Below are 15,423 nucleotides of genomic sequence, written 5' to 3'. Positions count from 1 at the left end.
AGGAGGCCAACGACATGCTACCACGCATGCAAAGGAGTTCTCCAATGCCCCAGCAGACCGGCCGTATGTATGATGAGTTCGCCAAGCTGATGACCGATGCCGCCGGCGTCGCCCAGGGCGTGCGCCGCGAGGTCGACAACGTCGTGCGTGGCCAGGCCGAGCGCATCATGCGCGACCTCGACTATGTCCGCCGTGACGAATTCGACGCCGTGCGTGAAATGGCGATCAAGGCCCGCGATGAAAACGAGCGTCTGGCCGCTCGCATAGCAGAGCTGGAAGCAAAACTTTCCACCGAATAATCATGCGACAATAAAGCCGTGGCGACCTTGTGGACGGCGGGAACGAATCCTTGCCGATTCAGCCTGAATGGCTGAACTCTCCCTCATAGGCTGCGCTTCACTTGGTATTCGCAGCAGGAATGCGCCTTTGCGAAGGCGCCGGGAGTTGCAATGTCCGTTATCGAGCTCCAGAGCGAGCGGGCCGGTCATCCGGTTGATCTCGTCGAACACTTGGCGAGTCTCCATGACTGGGCCTTCGACAGGCTTGGCGAAGACGAGATCTCCATCGTCGTGAAGGGGCATGGCTGCGACTATGCCGTCTCCTTCACCTGGATGGACGATATCGAATCGCTGCATCTGGCCTGTTCTTTCGACGCCAAGATTCCCAAGCGCCGCCATTCCGACCTGCTGCAGACCATCGCGCTCGTCAACGAGCAGCTGTGGATCGGGCATTTCGATGTCTGGAATGCCGATCAGGTCATCATGTACCGCCACGCTCTGTTCCTGGCAGGTGGCGCGGAAGTGAACACGCGGCAGTGCGAGGCGCTGATCGAGATCGCGGTCGAGACCTGCGAGCGCTATTTCCAGGCTTTCCAATTCGTGATCTGGGCCGGCAAGACGCCGAAGGAGGCTCTCGAAGCCGTGTTGTTCGAGACGGTGGGCGAGGCCTGAGGCGATGGCGGATAAACTCGACATCGGCGGCAAGCTGCTGCTTCTCGGCGCCGGCAAGATGGGCGGCGCCATGCTGGAGGGCTGGCTGAAGCTCGGCCTCGATCCAGCCGAGGTTGGCGCGATCGACCCGCTTCTGCCGCCCGAGGCGAGTGCGGCGCTCACCCGCACCGGCATCGCCGTAAATCCTGATCTCGCCGGCTTCGGCACGCCGGCCGTGGTCCTGCTGGCCATCAAGCCGCAGATGATGCTGGCTGCCATGAAGACCGTGGCGCCCTTGTTCGGAAAGCACACGCTCGCCATCTCCATCATGGCCGGCAAGACCATCGCCGGCATTGCCGCCGAACTGCCTGCGAGTACCGCCATCGTCCGAGCCATGCCCAATACGCCGGCGGCGGTCGGCCGCGGCATCACCGGCGCGGTGCCCAACGCCTTCGTCACGTCGGCCCAGAGGGCCGCCGCCGATGCGTTGCTGCGCTCGACGGGGGCCGTCGAATGGGTCGAGGACGAGGCGCTGATCGATGCGGTGACGGCGGTGTCGGGCTCCGGCCCGGCCTATGTCTTCAACCTCGTGGAGGCGCTCGCGGCCGCGGGTGTCAAGGCGGGCCTGCCCACCGATATGGCGATGCGCTTTGCCCGCGCCACCATCGTGGGCTCGGGCGAATTGCTGCATCAGTCCGACCTGCCGGCCGCGACCTTGCGCCAGAACGTCACCAGCCCCGGCGGCACCACGGCGGCGGCCCTCGCCGTGCTGATGGCCGATGATGGCCTGACGCCGCTGGTGGAGAGGGCGGTGCTCGCGGCGCAGAAGCGGGCAGGGGAACTGGCGTCCTGACGTCGGGAGGGCCGGCTTCCGCCTCCGGGTGCACGGGCATCCTGCCCGTTCTTTTTCTCCCGTAAGCGTCTCGTTTCCAAGAGCGTTTTGCGATTTGACGGAATCGGCAAGAATCGCAAAGACGCGTCGAAACAAAGAGTTAGAGCAAAGCGGCGTTTGCGCCTAACCGCGCTTTGCTCTAGGTACGGGCAAGATGCCCGTGCACCCGGAAGGGTCACGCCACCCGCAGCAGCCTCGCCACGCGTTCCGCAAAATCCGCCAGGCTGAATGGCTTGGTCATCAGGTTCACGCCATCGTCGACCACGCCGTTATGCACCACGGCGTTGCGGGTGAAGCCGGTCATGTAAAGCACCTTCACCCCGGGACGCTGACGCTGAATTTCGTCCGCCAGTTGCCGGCCGTTCATCTCCGGCATGATGATGTCGGTGACCAGCAGGTCGATGCGCTCATGATTGGCGAGAAGGGCGATCGCGTCCTTGCCGTTCTCAGCATGGATAACGGAATAGCCGAGTTCGCGCAGCGCATCCACGGCAAAGCGGCGCATGCTGCTCTCGTCCTCGACCACCAGGATGATCTGCTCGTGCGTCCCGAGCGGGATCTCCTCCGTCCTTGGCATCAGGGGGCTGGGCGCGCTTTCCGGCTCCACCGTGCGCGGCAGGTAGATCTTGATCGCCGTGCCGTGGCTGAGCTCCGAATAGATGCGGATATGGCCGCCGGATTGCTTCACGAAGCCATAGACCTGGCTGAGGCCGAGCCCGGTGCCCTTGTCCACCGCCTTGGTGGTGAAGAAGGGATCGAAGGCACGAGCCAGCACCTCCGGCGGCATCCCCGTGCCGTTGTCGGTGACGGAGATCAGCACATATTGGCCGGGCGGAACGTCGTCGAGCGGACGGGTATAGGTTTCGTCGAGGAAGGCGTTGGCGGTCTCGATGGTCAGTTTGCCGCCCTCGAGCATGGCATCGCGCGCATTGACGGCGAGGTTGAGGATGGCGCTCTCGAGTTGTGCCGGATCGGTCCTGGTGCGCCAGTTGCCGGCGCCCAGCACAGTCTCCACCTGGATATTCTCGCCGATCGTGCGCCGGAGGAGGTCATTCATGCCGCCGACCAGCTTGTTGCAGTCGATCACATGGGGAACCAGGGGCTGCTGGCGGGAGAAGGCGAGCAGGCGATACGTCAGGGTCTCGGCGCGGCGGGCGCCGGCGAGGGCGTTCTCGATATATTGTACCGCCTTGCCTTCCTGAGGCCGCCAGCGGCGCACCAGCAGGCTGAGATTGCCGATGATCACGGCGAGCATGTTGTTGAAGTCGTGCGCCACGCCTCCGGTCAACTGGCCGATCGCCTCCATCTTCTGGGACTGGCGCAACTGCGCCTCGACCTTGGTGCGTTCCTCGATCTCGTCCTGAAGGGAGGCATAGGCGGAGGCAAGCTGGCGGTTGCTGGCGACGAGTTGGTCACTGGCCGACTTGACACTGAAATAAGTGCCGATACCCAGCCCCATCGCAGCGAGAGCCGCCAGCGCGGTGGAGACATCCAGCCAGAATGTGGTGGTCTTCACCGTCCTCGTGCGCTGCTGGAGCAGCATCTGCTCGGCCTTCACCATCTCGTCCGCCAGGGAGCGGGCTTGGCTCATGAAGGCCTGTTTCTGACTCTCGACGAGCAGTGCAACCGCCTTGCTACGGTCGCCGCCGTTATAGGCCGCGACAACCCCGTCGAAAGCATCGCGCGACATGAGCGCGAATTCGCGATAGCGCCGTACGCGGTCGGCCTGTTCTGGATTGTCGGCAACCAGGCTGGCAACACGGTCGATTGTTGCGGGAATCCTCGGGTCGGCCTTGGTGTAGGGAGCGAGCGTCGACAGATCGTCCTCGATCAACAGGCCACGCACGCCGATCTGGGCGTCCTGCAGCGTCGAGAAGGAGGTCACGACGGCAGACTGCACCTGCAATGTGTGTGAGACCCAATGCTCGTTTTCGGCCTGCGCATTGGTAAGCCAGGCGGCGCATCCCACAATGACGGCCAGAAGGGCGAAGCCGGCCGCCAGCGTCACTGGACTGAGAGGCGCCTTCTTCACAGATTGCTGCAACATTCCTTGGCCGTGTTTGGTGCCGTCAAGCGCTTGTTCGCGAACAGTAGAGGCCGCCCCCGGCAACATCAAGTCATCGCCATGGCGTTTTGCGCTTTGACGGAATCGACGAGAATCGCAAAGACGCGTTAAAACAAGGAGTTAGAGCACTGGGCGTTTGCGTGTAAACGCGCTTTGCTCTAGGGAGGTTGGCCTTCTCATGGCCATGCCAACGCGCCGCATTGATCCGGCCCGTAGACGGCTTATCTTCACTGAAGAGAGGCAATGAAACAGCGAGGACTCGTCATGGCTGAGAAAACGCGGAAGGAAGGCGCCGTCGATCCGCGCCAGGCTGCGATCGATGCCTTATTGGCACTCAGTGCCGAGACGGCCTGGAAGGATATCGGCCTCAATGACATCGCCGGAAAGGCCGGGCTGAAACTGTCGCTATTGCGCGGTCTTTTCCCCTCCAAGGGTGCGATACTCGCCGCCTATTCGCGGCAGGTCGACCAGGCGGTGCTCGACGGTATCGACGAGGGCATGGCCGATGAACCGGCCCGCGAGAGGCTCTTCGACGTCCTGATGCGGCGCATCGACGTGCTGGCGCCGCACAAGGCGGCGATCGAGAATATCAGCAAGGCCTTTGCCGTCGATCCGCTCTCGCTGGCAGCCTGGAACCGCGTGGTCACCAATTCGATGCAATGGATGCTGGTGGCCGCCGATATCGACGCCGAAGGGCCGCTCGGCGCCGTGCGGGCCCAGGGTCTGGCGCTTGCCTGGTCGCGCATCATCAAGGTCTGGCTGAAGGATGACGACGAAGGCCTCGCCGTCACCATGAAGGAAGTCGACCGGCAGTTGCGCTCCGGCGAACGCTGGATGGAGCGGGCGGACGATTTGTTCCAGATCTTCAAGCCCTTCTGCCGCATCGCGGAGCGTTCGCACGAGCGCCGCGCGCGCATGCGCGAGCGCCTGCGGACGAGATTCCGCGATTTCGCCGATGCGCGCCGTCGCCGGTCCGGCGACCAGGACGATGCGGAGGCCGTGTGAGCAGTACCGAAGCCGCCGCCGTCATCAGCTTCGACGACTTCCTGAAAGTTGACATCCGCATCGGCACGGTCCTGGAAGCGGGGCCCCTCGAAGGGGCCCGCAAGCCGACCTACCGCATGCGCATCGATTTCGGCGAGAAAATCGGCATCAAGGTCTCCTCGGCTCAGATCACCCTGCATTATGGCGCCGAGGAACTGGTCGGGCGCCAGGTGATGGCGGTGGTGAATTTTCCGCCGCGCCAGATCGGCAAGTTCATGTCGCAGGTGCTGACACTCGGCTTTGCGGACAAGGACGGGGCGATCGTGCTGGCTGTGCCCGAGCGTGCCGTACCGAACGGGGTGCGGCTGGTATAGAGCCGTTCGCGCTTCGGAACGACGATTCCGCGCCTCGCTAACCCGAATTCGGGGTTTGGGAAGCAGCGGGGGCATTGACTGGAGACGTGCTTTTTGTGGATGGTGACGCCCTCGTCACACTCCTGCCCCTATCATGATTTTGTTAACCATCATGATGCTCAGGCCGAAATCGTCGAGGCAGCCGCGGCTGGCCTCGTGCAGCGACAGGATTTGCCGGTCGTGAACCTGCATCATCCCCGCCTGCAGCCCTATCGCGCGGCAAGGCTGGCCGATCCGCCACCCTTGAACGTGTCGTCGCCCAATGATCCACGCCTCAACCGGCGCGCCATCAACCGGCGCTGGCTCACGGCGACCGTGCTGATGGCGGGAGCGGCCTGCTTTCTGATGCTTGGCGCGCTCGACGTCGCCTTCCACGGCAAATGGCACTTCAGGGCCGCGGTCGCCGTTTTCGCCCGGTCGACTGTGGCCGAGATCGACGAGTCGCTCGACGGGCGGGGCGATCGCCTCGACCCGCTGAAGACGACAGTCCAGATCGCTCCCTCGCAGGTGCATCTCGGCGAGCTCAGCGTGCCCAGCCTCGGCGCCAAGCCGCAGCATCGTCTGCAGGCCCATCTTGGCCCGGGCGAGACGGTTGCCGTGGTCTCCGCGGTAGCCAGACGGGCGGAGCCTTCGGACGATGCCGATCCGGTGCAACTGGCCGGCGATCCCATGCCACCGGAGATTCGCTACGGCACCTCGGTGCGCCGCCGCCGCGCCGTGCATCCGGCAACGCTCGCGGCGCTCGGCTACGCCGATGGCGAGGACACGCTTGCCCGGGCCGAGGCCATCAACATGACGGTGGTTCCCGAGGCGCTCAACCGGCAGGACATGGTCGAAAAGATCATCATGGCCAAGCCGAAGGACACGCTGCCCCTGATTCTCACCTCCTTCGGCGCCAGCAACGACGATGCGCAGGCCATCACCGCCCGGATGCCTGGATGGGCGGACGGCAAGCCGGGCCTCTTCGCCGGCGGCGAGATGGTCACCGTCGTCCAGCCCGATACTGCCGGCGACAAGGCATCGGTGCGCCCGAGCCGGGTGATCGTGCAGCGCCCGGGGAACGATCCGGTCGCCGTCGCCCTCGCCGATAATGGCAGCTACGATGAAATGTCGGCGCCGCCGACGGCCAGCACCGACATGCCCAAGCCGCCGGCAGGCGCTGGCGCTGTCCCAGCCACCGGGCCGAGCATCAGCGTGCGCGATAACCTCTATGCCCTGGCGCAGGCCAACAATATGGATCGCTCGGTTGTCGACCAGGCGGTGCGGTTGGCCGGCCGCGATATCGACCTCGACGGGCCGGCTTCGCCTGATGACAACGTCGACATCCTCTATGCGCTCGACGACGACGGCCAGCAGGAGCTGACCTTCGCAGGCCTCACCGTCGCTGGCGAGACACATCGCTACTATCGCTTCACCTCGCCTGACGATCGCAGCACCGACTATTATGACGAGGACGGCCATTCGCAGACCGTGATGCTCCTGCGCAAGCCCGTGGCCAACGGCCGGCTGGGCGACGGCTTCGGCTGGCGCATCCATCCCGTCCTGCACGACCGGCGTTTCCACCAGGGCGTCGACTACGCCGCTCCCTTCGGGTCACCCGTGGCGGCGGCCGGATCGGGCGTGATCGAGAAGATCGACCAGGAGTCGGGCTACGGCAAATATATCCGCGTGCTGCACGACCAGGGCTATGAGACGACCTACGCCCATGTCTCCGGCTTTCCCCGGAATATGAGGGTCGGCACCCGCGTGCGCCAGGGCGAGACCATCGCCTATATCGGCTCGACTGGCCTGTCGACCGGCCCGCATCTCTATTACGAGGTGCGCATCAACGGCCGTAATGTCGATCCGCTGCGCATCAAGCTGGAGGCGGGACGCGTGCTCGGCGGCGGGGCGCTGGTGGCGTTCAAGCAGCAACGCGAGAAGCTGGAAGCGGCGCTGACGCAGTAGTTCCCTGGGGACCGCGGGCTTTCTGCCTGGGAATCGCAGGCATCCCTGCCTGCTCTTGGAACCGTAACTTCTGGAGAAGCAAGAAGCCGGCTGGAAGCTCTGAAGCGCCCGTCTTTTTTGTCGAGAGCGGTGCTTCAAGAGGCAGGCAGGGATGCCTGCGATTGTCTATTCGAATCCTATCCTGAAAGCTTAGCTTTGGGGTGCCTCCAGCTCGGTGGCCGCCGAGCTGGAGGCGGGAGGGGACGGGTCGTGCCTGCGATCATCGAAGGACTGACTTAGGAGTCTGACCACCCCTCTCTTTTCCATGAGGCCTGAACGGATACCGGCTTAGCACCGGAGACAAGCAGAGGACTTGGAAAAGATGTCTAGCAGCGTAGCACAGAACGTCGGCACCGATATCGGCAAAGATTATCTGGATGTCGCTCTCTTCCCAGCCCAGGTGATCAAGCGCTTCGACAACACCCCGGCGGGCCATCGCGCCCTGATTGCCTGGCTTTCTTCCTGGATTGTCGAGCGTGTCGTATTCGAAGCCACCGGGGCTTACCATCGCCACTTCGAACGGGCCCTCAATGCAGCCGGCCTTGCAGCCGTCAAGCTCAACCCGCGCCAGGCCAGGCGCTTTGCCGAAGGCATTGGCAAGCTGGCCAAGACCGATCGCATCGACGCCATGACCCTGGCTCGCTATGGCCATGCCTTCCAGCCGGAACCGACCCTCATCGTCAGCCAGGCCCTTGATGAGATGAAGCAATTGGCCGCAGCCCGCGATGCCCTGATGAAGATCAAAGTGGCGACCCAGACCCGCCAGCAAACGGCCGAACTGCCCCTGATCAAGCGCCAACTCGCCAAGACACTGGCCCTGACCGAAGCGCAGATCAAGGCCATCGACGAGGAGATCGCCAAGCGAGCCGACAAGGACCCCGCCTTCAAGCGCAGAGCCGAAATCCTCGACTCCATCCCCGCCGTGGCACCCATCACCGCTCACGCCATGCTCATCCACATGCCCGAACTGGGCACCCTGTCCCCCGCTCAAGCCGCCAGCCTGGCCGGGCTCGCCCCTGTCCCACGCGACAGCGGCAGCAAAAATGGCAAGCGCTTCATTCGCGGCGGAAGAGCCCTTCTGCGACGAGCCCTCTATATGCCTATGGTCTCCGCCATCCGATGGAACCCAGATCTCGGCGCCAAATACCAAGCCATGGTCGCCGCTGGAAAGCCCAAAAAACTCGCCATCATCGCTATCATGCGAAAGCTCATTATCCTCGCTAACGCTCTCTTGCGAGATAATCGTAGTTGGACACCGAAACCCGCTTGACCGAATACGGATACTCCCAGGGACGTCACCGCCACCACATCCTCCCGCGCCTGCCGGAGGATCCAGTCCGAAACCTCGCCGAGAGGCAATTCCGCCCGGGCCACGGAGATATCGCCGATCGCCGCTTCCGCCAGCACCTTGCCGGAAGGCGCCACGATCAGGCTGGGGCAGAGTTGATCCGCTGCCGCATTGTTGGCGCCGAGAACGAAGCGCTGCGTCTCCGCTGCCCGGCTGATCGCATGAGCCCGCCAGACCTCGTGGCCGGTGGCGCTGCCGATGGCATTGTTGACATAGGCAATCACCTGCGACCCTTTCGCAGCCAGCACACGCCACTGCTCGGGATAGCGGATCTCCCGGCACATCTGGATGCCGAGCCGCAGCGGCGTGCCGCCGACCTCGATCTCGAACACCGGCAGGTCATGCCCAGCCGTGAAACGAGTCCGTTCGCTCCAGGCCAGGTTGATCTTGTCGTAACGCTCGAGCCGGCCGTCGGGCCCCAGGTAGAAGCTCGCGTTCCGCCAGATGTCGTCGATGGCGACGCAGGCGCCAATGATGAGGTGAAGACGCTTCCCCGCGACGAGCGAACGTGCCGTTTCCAGGGCTTGCCGACTCTCCACCTGGTCGATGGCGTCGACGAAATCGGGCGTGGGCAGATAGCCCGACAAGGTGCCTTCCGGCGCCACCGCCAGCGTTTCGGGCGGAAGCGCCGCTATGGCTGCGGAGAGATGGGCCAGATTGGCGGCGATATCCATCGTGACCGGAAACTGGAGGACTGCCGCCTGAATCGTCGCCACGGCTTCGGCCTACACCGGTATGCGCACTGTTGCCCTGAGGCCGCCCAGCGGGCTCTTGCCCAACGTGATGTCGCCGCCATGGAAACGGGCGATGTCGCGGGCGATGGCGAGGCCGAGGCCCGTGCCGCCATAGTCCTGGTTGCGGGCTTCATCGAGCCGGAAGAAGGGCTTGAAGACATCCTCGCGACTGTCCTCGGGGATGCCCGGCCCGTCATCGTCGACAGTGACGATGAGGTAGCGGCTTTCGCGCTGGCCGCTGATCATGATGGCCCTGCCGAAGCGCTGGGCGTTGGAGACCAGATTGGTCAGGCAGCGCTTGAAGGCATCCGGACGCACCACCACGATGGGATTGCCCTGGAAGCTGACCTTGGTGTCGTGGCCCTGGCGGACGGAGTCCGAACGCAACTGTTCCAGCAGCATCTCGATATCGGTGGGCGCGGCCTGCTCGGCTGCATCGCCGCGCGCGAAGGCGAGATAGGCCTCCAGCATGCGGCTCATCTCGTCGACATCCTTCTGCAGGTCCTCGAATTCGGGATTGCTTTCGTCGAGCAAAGCAAGCGAGAGCTTGAAGCGCGTCAGGATGGTGCGCATGTCGTGCGACACACCGTTGAGCATGGCGGTGCGCTGCTCGAAGGAGCGCTCGACGCGCCGGCGCATCTCGATGAAGGCGTTGGCCGCCTGCCTCACTTCGCGCGCGCCGCGCGGCCGGAAATTCTGGACGTCGCGGCCCTTGCCGAAATCCTGCGCGGCCACGGCGAGCTGCTGTATCGGCCGGATCTGGTTGCGCAGGAACAGGATCGCCACCGTCATCAGGATCAGCGAAGAGCCTAGCATCCACAAAAGGTAGATATAGGAGTTGGAGGCGAAGGTCTGGCTGCGAAGGGCGAACACGCGCAGGACGGTATCGTCGAGCTTGATGCGGATCTCCACCAGGTTCGAGCGCCCGACGGTATCGATCCAGAACGGCAAGCCGATACGGGTGCGGATTTCGTCGGACAGGGCCTGGTCGAGTATGTCGAAGAACGGCCGGGTACCGCGCGGAGGCAGGTCCTCGGGCGGACGGAACTCGATGCCGAGTGCGAGCTGCTTCTGGGCTATGGTCTGCAGCATATCCCTGGTGGCCTTGTCGTGCGGCAATTGCTCGTAGAGCTCGACGAGCCCCGCAATGTCCTTGGTCGTGGCCGCCGACAGGCGCTCGGTCACGCCCTGCCAGTATTTCTCCATGAACATGTAGGTGACGATGGCCTGCAGGATCACCATCGGCGTGATGATGATCAGGAGGGAGCGGGCGTAGAGGCCCTTGGGCATGCGGTCGCCGAGGACCGAAAGCAGATGTCCAGGCCCCGCGGCGAGCTCGCGCGTCCTGGTCCACGCGTTGCGCCCGGCCTCGGCGATCCGGGCCAGGTGCTTGCGGGCGAGGGGGCCCGAAAAGAGGTGGGCCGGCTGACGGGGCTCCATCACATGTCGACCATCAGGCGATAGCCGGTCCCACGCACCGTCTGCAGATAGACGGGATTACCGGGGTCCTTCTCGATCTTGCGACGCAGGCGATTGATCTGCACATCGACCGTGCGCTCATTGGCGCTGTCGCCAGCGGGGCCAGCCAGCGCCAGCCGGTCGACGGTCTCGCGCGGCCTTTCCACCAGGAGGCGCAGCATGTCGCGCTCGCGTTCGGTGATGCGGACGGTCTCGCCCCCCTGCTGCAGCTCGCCGCGCGCGACATGGAACGTGAAATCGCCGAAGGTTAAGACATCGCGCACCGGCTCGGCCGGAGCAGGGGCGGCGGCGCGCTTTAGGATATTGTTGATGCGCAGCAGCAATTCGCGCGGCTCGAAGGGCTTGGCGAGATAGTCGTCCGCGCCGATCTCCAGGCCCTGGATGCGGTCATTCGGATCGCCCCGCGCCGTCAGCATCAGGATCGGCACGCTCGAATCGTTGCGGATCCAGCGCGTGAGGTCGAGGCCATTCTCGCCGGGCATCATCACGTCGACGATCAGCAGATCGAAGGCGAGCGCCCCGATACGCTGGCGGGCGCTTGCCGCATGCTCGGCCATGGTGACGCGATAGCCGTGCTCGTTGAGATAGCGAGACAGCAGGGCGCGGATGCGATTGTCATCATCGACCAGGAGGATGTGGGGCGCGTCGTCAGGCAGGACGGCAACCTTGTTCATCGGTCCTCGCCCATTGTTGCATTGCCGCGAATGAGACGTGCCACCGCCGCCCGTTCTTCCGGATTGACCATGGCGAACAGGAAGCGTTCGGCCAGATCATGGCTGCCGACGCCGGCTTCCGCAAGGGCATTCGCGATGCGCTCCGACTGTGTCCGTGCCAATTCCGCTGCCAGTTGCTTGCCCTTGGATGTGGTGGCCAGCAGGCGCTGGCGGCGATCTTCCCGGCCCTCGCGCTGCAGGATGAAGCCCTGGTCGATCAGTTCCTTCAATACCCGCGCCAGCGATTGCTTGGTGATCTTCAGGATATCCAGCAATTCGGCGACAGTAAGGTCAGGGTTGCGATCGACGAAATGCAGCACGCGGTGATGGGCCCTGCCGAAACCGTAGATCTCGAGGGCATGATCGGGGTCGGCCACGAAATCGCGATAGGCGAAGAACAAGAGTTCGATGAGGTCATAGAGCGGAGGCCCGGCGGAGTGGGGCTCCGCACGGGGTTTTGAAGCCGGGAGGTGAGAGAAATTTACGTCAGTCATATTGACATATTTTCGTCAGATCGTTACGCAAACGGGGCTCGCGGCGAAAGGATGTTCCGCCAAACGGGATCGGAAGTTCTTGCCATCTGAATCATAAGGGGATTTGCCCCCCGACGCAAAAGCAGCGGACGAATATTGTCAGGCCCGGCCCGCCAGGGTCGGTGGTTTTCAAGCCGGCGAAGGCCTATTCTATGGTCAGTCGGAACAGTCTCGGCGCCGGGAAGGCACGGACGTAACAAAGCGCGGAGCGCTGGAGGATCTATCATGTCGATCTTGCCCTTCGATCAACGGGAAGGCTTTATCTGGCTCGATGGTCAGATGCTGGCCTGGGGCGATGCCAAGCTGCATGTCCTGTCTCATGGCCTGCATTATGGCGGCGCCGTCTTCGAGGGCGAGCGCTCCTATGGTGGCAAGATCTTCAAGTCGTCCGAGCATTCCGCCCGCTTCCAGCGCTCCGCCGAATATCTCGATTTCAAGGTCCCCTATTCGGTGGCCGAACTCGATGCCGCCAAGCAGCTCGTGCTCGAGAAGAACGGCCTCAAGGACGCCTATGTGCGTCCCGTGGCCTGGCGCGGTTCGGAGATGATGGCGGTTGCGGCCCAGCACGCCACCATCCACACCGCCATCGCCGTGTGGGAATGGCCGAGCATGTTCGACATGGCCACCAAGATGAAGGGCATCCGCCTCGACATCGCCGAATATCGCCGCCCCGATCCGAAGACGGCGCCCTCGCTGTCCAAGGCCGCCGGCCTCTATATGATCTGCACCATCTCCAAGCATCGCGCCGAACGTGACGGCTATGCCGATGCGCTGATGTTCGACTGGCAGGGCCGTATCGCCGAATGCACGGGCGCCAATGTCTTCTTCATCAAGGACGGCAAGATCCATACGCCGATCGCCGACTGCTTCCTCGACGGCATCACGCGCCAGACCGTGATCGGCCTTGCCAAGGCTCGCGGCCTGGAAGTGATCGAGCGGCGCATCATGCCGGACGAACTCGACGATTTCAGCGAGTGCTTCATCACCGGCACGGCGGCGGAAGTCACGCCCGTGGCCGAGATCAAGGGCCATCGCTACACGCCGGGCGCCATCACGCGCTCGCTGATCGAGGACTTCAGCCAGGCCGTGCGCCCCGACAGCCAGTCGGCCGCCGCCTGACCGGCGTGCCGACCGCGAGGTCGGCACATCCTTTACGGAGCGCCGTGTTTCCGTGTCGATCTGGAGATCGGCACGCCGAAGCCTGCGCCTTCCGCTGCGCGTGCCGGAGGCGCAGTCGGCTCACTCGGCCAGCGGCTTCTCCATCGGTTGCGCCTTCATTGTCCTCCACGCCTCGGCCGGCCCGGTATCGCGATAACCCAACCCTCGGTAGAAGGAGTGGGCCGTCAGCGTGCTGCTGAGAAAGGCGCGCCGGCATCCCAGCGCGCGCAGATGGGTCTCCAAAGCGGAGACGAGCGCCTTGCTCACGCCGCAGAAGCGAAAATCCGGCGAGACATAGTTCAAGAGAATTTCGCCATTTGCCGCGGCCGAAGCCACGCCGGCAATCGCCTCGCCCTCGACGGCCACCAGGAGATGGCTGCCCGGCAAGGTGATCCAGGCCAGAACCTGAGCCGGCGTCTTGTTGGCAAGCCAGTCCCGCAATGAAGCCTCGTCGTTGCGATGATCCTCGATGCACAAATCCCGGATGGAGCGCCGCAGGACGGTACAGGCCTGTTCGGCATCCCCAGCTTCGGCAAGACGGATTTCCATGGTGTCTCTTCAAAACCGCTTATCATCGGCATTTCAGCATCGGACCGGTGCGAAAACCAGGCCCGATATTGCGAGGCGGCTGGATCACGCCGCAACCGCCGGCGGCCGCGCGGGGAAAGGCTGGCGCCAGGCTTCGAACTCGTTGAGACGATCGTGCCAGCGGCGGATATTGGGGTAGTCGTCGAGTGGAATGCGGGCGGCTCGGGCGTCTGGCAGGGCCGAGGCGAGGGCGAAATCGGCAATGCTCAGGCTATCCCCCACCACATGGCTGCGGCCATCGAGATGGTCGTCGAGGAGGCGGGCGGAGCGTCGGGTCTCGGCGAGGGCGGCTGCCACCGTCGCCTCATCCGGTTCGCCCATGCCGATATGGGGCTTCACCACATGCTCGAACCACAGCGTGCCGGTGTGGCGGGTGAAATGCTGGCTGTCCCAGCTCAGCCAGCGCATCACCTCGATCTGGCGCCGGTCGTGCGGCCAAAGATCCGCGCCGGCGAGGTCCGAGAGGTGGCACATGATGGCATTGGCCTCCCATAGCGACCAGTCGCCGTCCTGCAGCACCGGCACGCGGCCATTCGGGTTGATGGCGAGGAAGGGCGCCTGGCGATGTTCGCCGTGGGGCAGATCCACCCGCACGAATTCGACGGGGGAGCCGAGATGGCGGGCGACGGCGCAGGCTTTGCGCGGACTGAGGGTCTCGCAATAATAGAGTTTCACGACTGTGCCTCCGCGAGCCAGGCAGCCAACCGGTCGAAGCTCTCGTTCCAGCCGCCCTCATGGCCGTCGCGCGAGGCGCGGCTCTCGAAGAGGGCCTGATGGAAATGCATGCGGGTCTGCCCGGCCTCTTCCCGCAATGTGACTGTCACGACGGTTTGCGGACCGGGACGGCCGCTGCCATCCTCCCAGGCGTGGGTGAAGACCAGGCGCTCGGGCGGCGAGACCTCCAGATAGGTGCCCTGGACCCAGTGATCGCCGCCGTCAGGGGCATGCAGGCAGGTGCGGAAGAAGCCGCCCGTTCGGCAGTCGAACTTGTCGGGCGTGGCGGTGAAGCCCTTGGGGCCAGGCCAATGCGCAAGATGCTCCTCTTCCGTCCAGGCGCGGAAGACGAGGTCGCGCGGGGCCTTGAACAGGCGGTTGATGGTGAGTTCGCGGTCGCCAGCAGCCCGCGTGGCGTTACTTGTCGTGGCCATTGTCGCTCTCCTTGCTTTGGATCGTGGCGAGGTAGTCGTCGAGGCGGTCGAAGCTTTCTTCCCAGAAGCGGCGGTAATGCTCGACCCAGTCGAAGGCGCCCCTGAGCGGACCGGCCTCGAGCCGGCAAGGCCGCCACTGCGCCGTACGACCACGTGTGATCAGGCCGGCGCGCTCCAGCACCTTGAGATGTTTGGAGATCGCCGGCTGGGTCAGCGAGAAGGGCTCCGACAATTCGGTGACGGTGGCCTCCCCGAGCGCCAGCCGGGCGAGGATCGCCCGGCGGGTGGGATCGGCGAGCGCCGAAAAGGTTTCACTGAGGCGGTCGATCATCGTATATAGCCAAATGGTTATTTAACTTGTTGGCTATATACGAAGGAAAAGCGCTGCCGTCAAGCCTGAATTCTACTGAGTCACGATTTTAGGAGATTCGCGCGCGTGTGGGATTTGGTAGG

Annotated in this window: 16 protein-coding genes and 1 pseudogene; 8 read left to right on the top strand and 9 right to left on the bottom strand. The window is 64.1% G+C overall.

Annotation, left to right across the window (positions count from 1 at the left end; genetic code table 11):
* Window positions 1-44: 44 nt before the first annotated feature.
* The 3 genes from QQL24_RS17745 to proC all read left to right on the top strand — a co-directional run bounded on the left by QQL24_RS17745 (window position 45) and on the right by proC (window position 1,782).
* Window positions 45-299, top strand: coding sequence for an accessory factor UbiK family protein (locus tag QQL24_RS17745; protein ID WP_284313627.1), 255 nt, complete (start codon window positions 45-47; stop codon window positions 297-299).
* 150 nt (window positions 300-449) lie between these two features.
* A complete protein-coding gene (locus QQL24_RS17740) occupies window positions 450-950 on the top strand; it encodes a type III secretion system chaperone family protein (protein ID WP_284313626.1) in 501 nt (166 codons plus the stop codon).
* 4 nt (window positions 951-954) lie between these two features.
* A complete protein-coding gene (gene proC / locus QQL24_RS17735; protein WP_284313625.1) occupies window positions 955-1,782 on the top strand; it encodes a pyrroline-5-carboxylate reductase in 828 nt (275 codons plus the stop codon).
* 214 nt (window positions 1,783-1,996) lie between these two features.
* Here the strand turns inward: proC and QQL24_RS17730 are convergent, their stop codons facing one another.
* On the bottom strand, window positions 1,997-3,868 hold the full coding sequence (locus QQL24_RS17730; RefSeq protein WP_284313624.1) for a CHASE3 domain-containing protein: 1,872 nt from the start codon (window positions 3,866-3,868) through the stop codon (window positions 1,997-1,999).
* A gap of 282 nt (window positions 3,869-4,150) precedes the next feature.
* Between QQL24_RS17730 and QQL24_RS17725 the strand changes: the two genes are divergently transcribed.
* From QQL24_RS17725 to QQL24_RS17710, 4 genes are all read left to right on the top strand, one after another.
* Window positions 4,151-4,891, top strand: a complete 741-nt coding sequence (locus QQL24_RS17725; protein WP_284313623.1) for a TetR/AcrR family transcriptional regulator — start codon at window positions 4,151-4,153, stop codon at window positions 4,889-4,891.
* A complete protein-coding gene (locus QQL24_RS17720; RefSeq protein ID WP_284313622.1) occupies window positions 4,888-5,244 on the top strand; it encodes a tRNA-binding protein in 357 nt (118 codons plus the stop codon). The genes QQL24_RS17725 and QQL24_RS17720 overlap by 4 nt, the downstream gene beginning before the upstream one ends.
* A 219-nt stretch (window positions 5,245-5,463) precedes the next feature.
* A complete protein-coding gene (locus QQL24_RS17715) occupies window positions 5,464-7,230 on the top strand; it encodes a M23 family metallopeptidase (protein ID WP_284313621.1) in 1,767 nt (588 codons plus the stop codon).
* A 361-nt stretch (window positions 7,231-7,591) separates the two neighbouring features.
* Window positions 7,592-8,539, top strand: coding sequence for a transposase (locus QQL24_RS17710; RefSeq protein WP_284313620.1), 948 nt, complete (start codon window positions 7,592-7,594; stop codon window positions 8,537-8,539).
* Window positions 8,540-8,613: 74 nt separating this feature from the next.
* Here QQL24_RS17710 and QQL24_RS17705 read toward each other — a convergent pair.
* The 4 genes and pseudogenes from QQL24_RS17705 to QQL24_RS17690 form a co-directional block, all read right to left on the bottom strand.
* Window positions 8,614-9,333, bottom strand: a pseudogene (locus QQL24_RS17705) (carbon-nitrogen hydrolase family protein); the annotation flags it as partial.
* Window positions 9,334-9,342: 9 nt separating this feature from the next.
* Window positions 9,343-10,791, bottom strand: coding sequence for an ATP-binding protein (locus QQL24_RS17700; RefSeq protein WP_431310704.1), 1,449 nt, complete (start codon window positions 10,789-10,791; stop codon window positions 9,343-9,345).
* The gene (locus QQL24_RS17695; RefSeq protein WP_284313618.1) at window positions 10,791-11,504 is read right to left on the bottom strand and encodes a response regulator; all 714 of its coding nucleotides are present in this window, start codon (window positions 11,502-11,504) and stop codon (window positions 10,791-10,793) included. Before QQL24_RS17695 ends, QQL24_RS17700 begins: the two co-directional genes overlap by 1 nt.
* Entirely contained in the window at window positions 11,501-12,037 is a 537-nt protein-coding gene (locus QQL24_RS17690; protein ID WP_284313617.1) for a MarR family winged helix-turn-helix transcriptional regulator, read from the bottom strand. The genes QQL24_RS17695 and QQL24_RS17690 overlap by 4 nt, the downstream gene beginning before the upstream one ends.
* A gap of 264 nt (window positions 12,038-12,301) precedes the next feature.
* Here QQL24_RS17690 and QQL24_RS17685 point away from each other — a divergent pair, with 264 nt between their 5' ends.
* On the top strand, window positions 12,302-13,195 hold the full coding sequence (locus QQL24_RS17685) for a branched-chain amino acid aminotransferase (protein ID WP_284313616.1): 894 nt from the start codon (window positions 12,302-12,304) through the stop codon (window positions 13,193-13,195).
* Window positions 13,196-13,315: 120 nt separating this feature from the next.
* Here QQL24_RS17685 and QQL24_RS17680 read toward each other — a convergent pair whose 3' ends face one another.
* The 4 genes from QQL24_RS17680 to QQL24_RS17665 all read right to left on the bottom strand — a co-directional run bounded on the left by QQL24_RS17680 (window position 13,316) and on the right by QQL24_RS17665 (window position 15,298).
* Complete coding sequence (locus tag QQL24_RS17680; RefSeq protein ID WP_284313615.1) at window positions 13,316-13,783, bottom strand: GNAT family N-acetyltransferase; 468 nt, start codon at window positions 13,781-13,783, stop codon at window positions 13,316-13,318.
* Between the two features lie 84 nt (window positions 13,784-13,867).
* The gene (locus QQL24_RS17675; RefSeq protein WP_284313614.1) at window positions 13,868-14,497 is read right to left on the bottom strand and encodes a glutathione S-transferase family protein; all 630 of its coding nucleotides are present in this window, start codon (window positions 14,495-14,497) and stop codon (window positions 13,868-13,870) included.
* A complete protein-coding gene (locus QQL24_RS17670) occupies window positions 14,494-14,970 on the bottom strand; it encodes an SRPBCC family protein (RefSeq protein ID WP_284313613.1) in 477 nt (158 codons plus the stop codon). The genes QQL24_RS17675 and QQL24_RS17670 overlap by 4 nt, the downstream gene beginning before the upstream one ends.
* Window positions 14,954-15,298: an ArsR/SmtB family transcription factor gene (locus QQL24_RS17665; RefSeq protein WP_284313642.1), complete on the bottom strand. Its 345-nt coding sequence runs from the start codon at window positions 15,296-15,298 to the stop codon at window positions 14,954-14,956. Before QQL24_RS17665 ends, QQL24_RS17670 begins: the two co-directional genes overlap by 17 nt.
* Between the last annotated feature and the right edge of the window lie 125 nt (window positions 15,299-15,423).

Source organism: Labrys miyagiensis (assembly GCF_030160835.1).
GTDB lineage: Bacteria > Pseudomonadota > Alphaproteobacteria > Rhizobiales > Labraceae > Labrys > Labrys miyagiensis.
Note: the sequence above shows the minus strand (reverse complement) of the source record. Positions and strands in the feature narration are given on the sequence as shown.

Excerpts from the sequence above, each read along its gene's own strand:
- QQL24_RS17745 (WP_284313627.1), top strand. The coding sequence starts at position 45 with ATGCCCCAGCAGACCGGCCGTATGTATGATGAGTTCGCCAAGCTGATG.
- QQL24_RS17740 (WP_284313626.1), top strand. The coding sequence starts at position 450 with ATGTCCGTTATCGAGCTCCAGAGCGAGCGGGCCGGTCATCCGGTTGAT.
- proC (WP_284313625.1), top strand. The coding sequence starts at position 955 with ATGGCGGATAAACTCGACATCGGCGGCAAGCTGCTGCTTCTCGGCGCC.
- QQL24_RS17730 (WP_284313624.1), bottom strand. The coding sequence starts at position 3,868 with ATGTTGCAGCAATCTGTGAAGAAGGCGCCTCTCAGTCCAGTGACGCTG.
- QQL24_RS17725 (WP_284313623.1), top strand. The coding sequence starts at position 4,151 with ATGGCTGAGAAAACGCGGAAGGAAGGCGCCGTCGATCCGCGCCAGGCT.
- QQL24_RS17710 (WP_284313620.1), top strand. The coding sequence starts at position 7,592 with ATGTCTAGCAGCGTAGCACAGAACGTCGGCACCGATATCGGCAAAGAT.
- QQL24_RS17700 (WP_431310704.1), bottom strand. The coding sequence starts at position 10,791 with ATGGAGCCCCGTCAGCCGGCCCACCTCTTTTCGGGCCCCCTCGCCCGC.
- QQL24_RS17695 (WP_284313618.1), bottom strand. The coding sequence starts at position 11,504 with ATGAACAAGGTTGCCGTCCTGCCTGACGACGCGCCCCACATCCTCCTG.
- QQL24_RS17690 (WP_284313617.1), bottom strand. The coding sequence starts at position 12,037 with ATGACTGACGTAAATTTCTCTCACCTCCCGGCTTCAAAACCCCGTGCG.
- QQL24_RS17685 (WP_284313616.1), top strand. The coding sequence starts at position 12,302 with ATGTCGATCTTGCCCTTCGATCAACGGGAAGGCTTTATCTGGCTCGAT.
- QQL24_RS17680 (WP_284313615.1), bottom strand. The coding sequence starts at position 13,783 with ATGGAAATCCGTCTTGCCGAAGCTGGGGATGCCGAACAGGCCTGTACC.
- QQL24_RS17670 (WP_284313613.1), bottom strand. The coding sequence starts at position 14,970 with ATGGCCACGACAAGTAACGCCACGCGGGCTGCTGGCGACCGCGAACTC.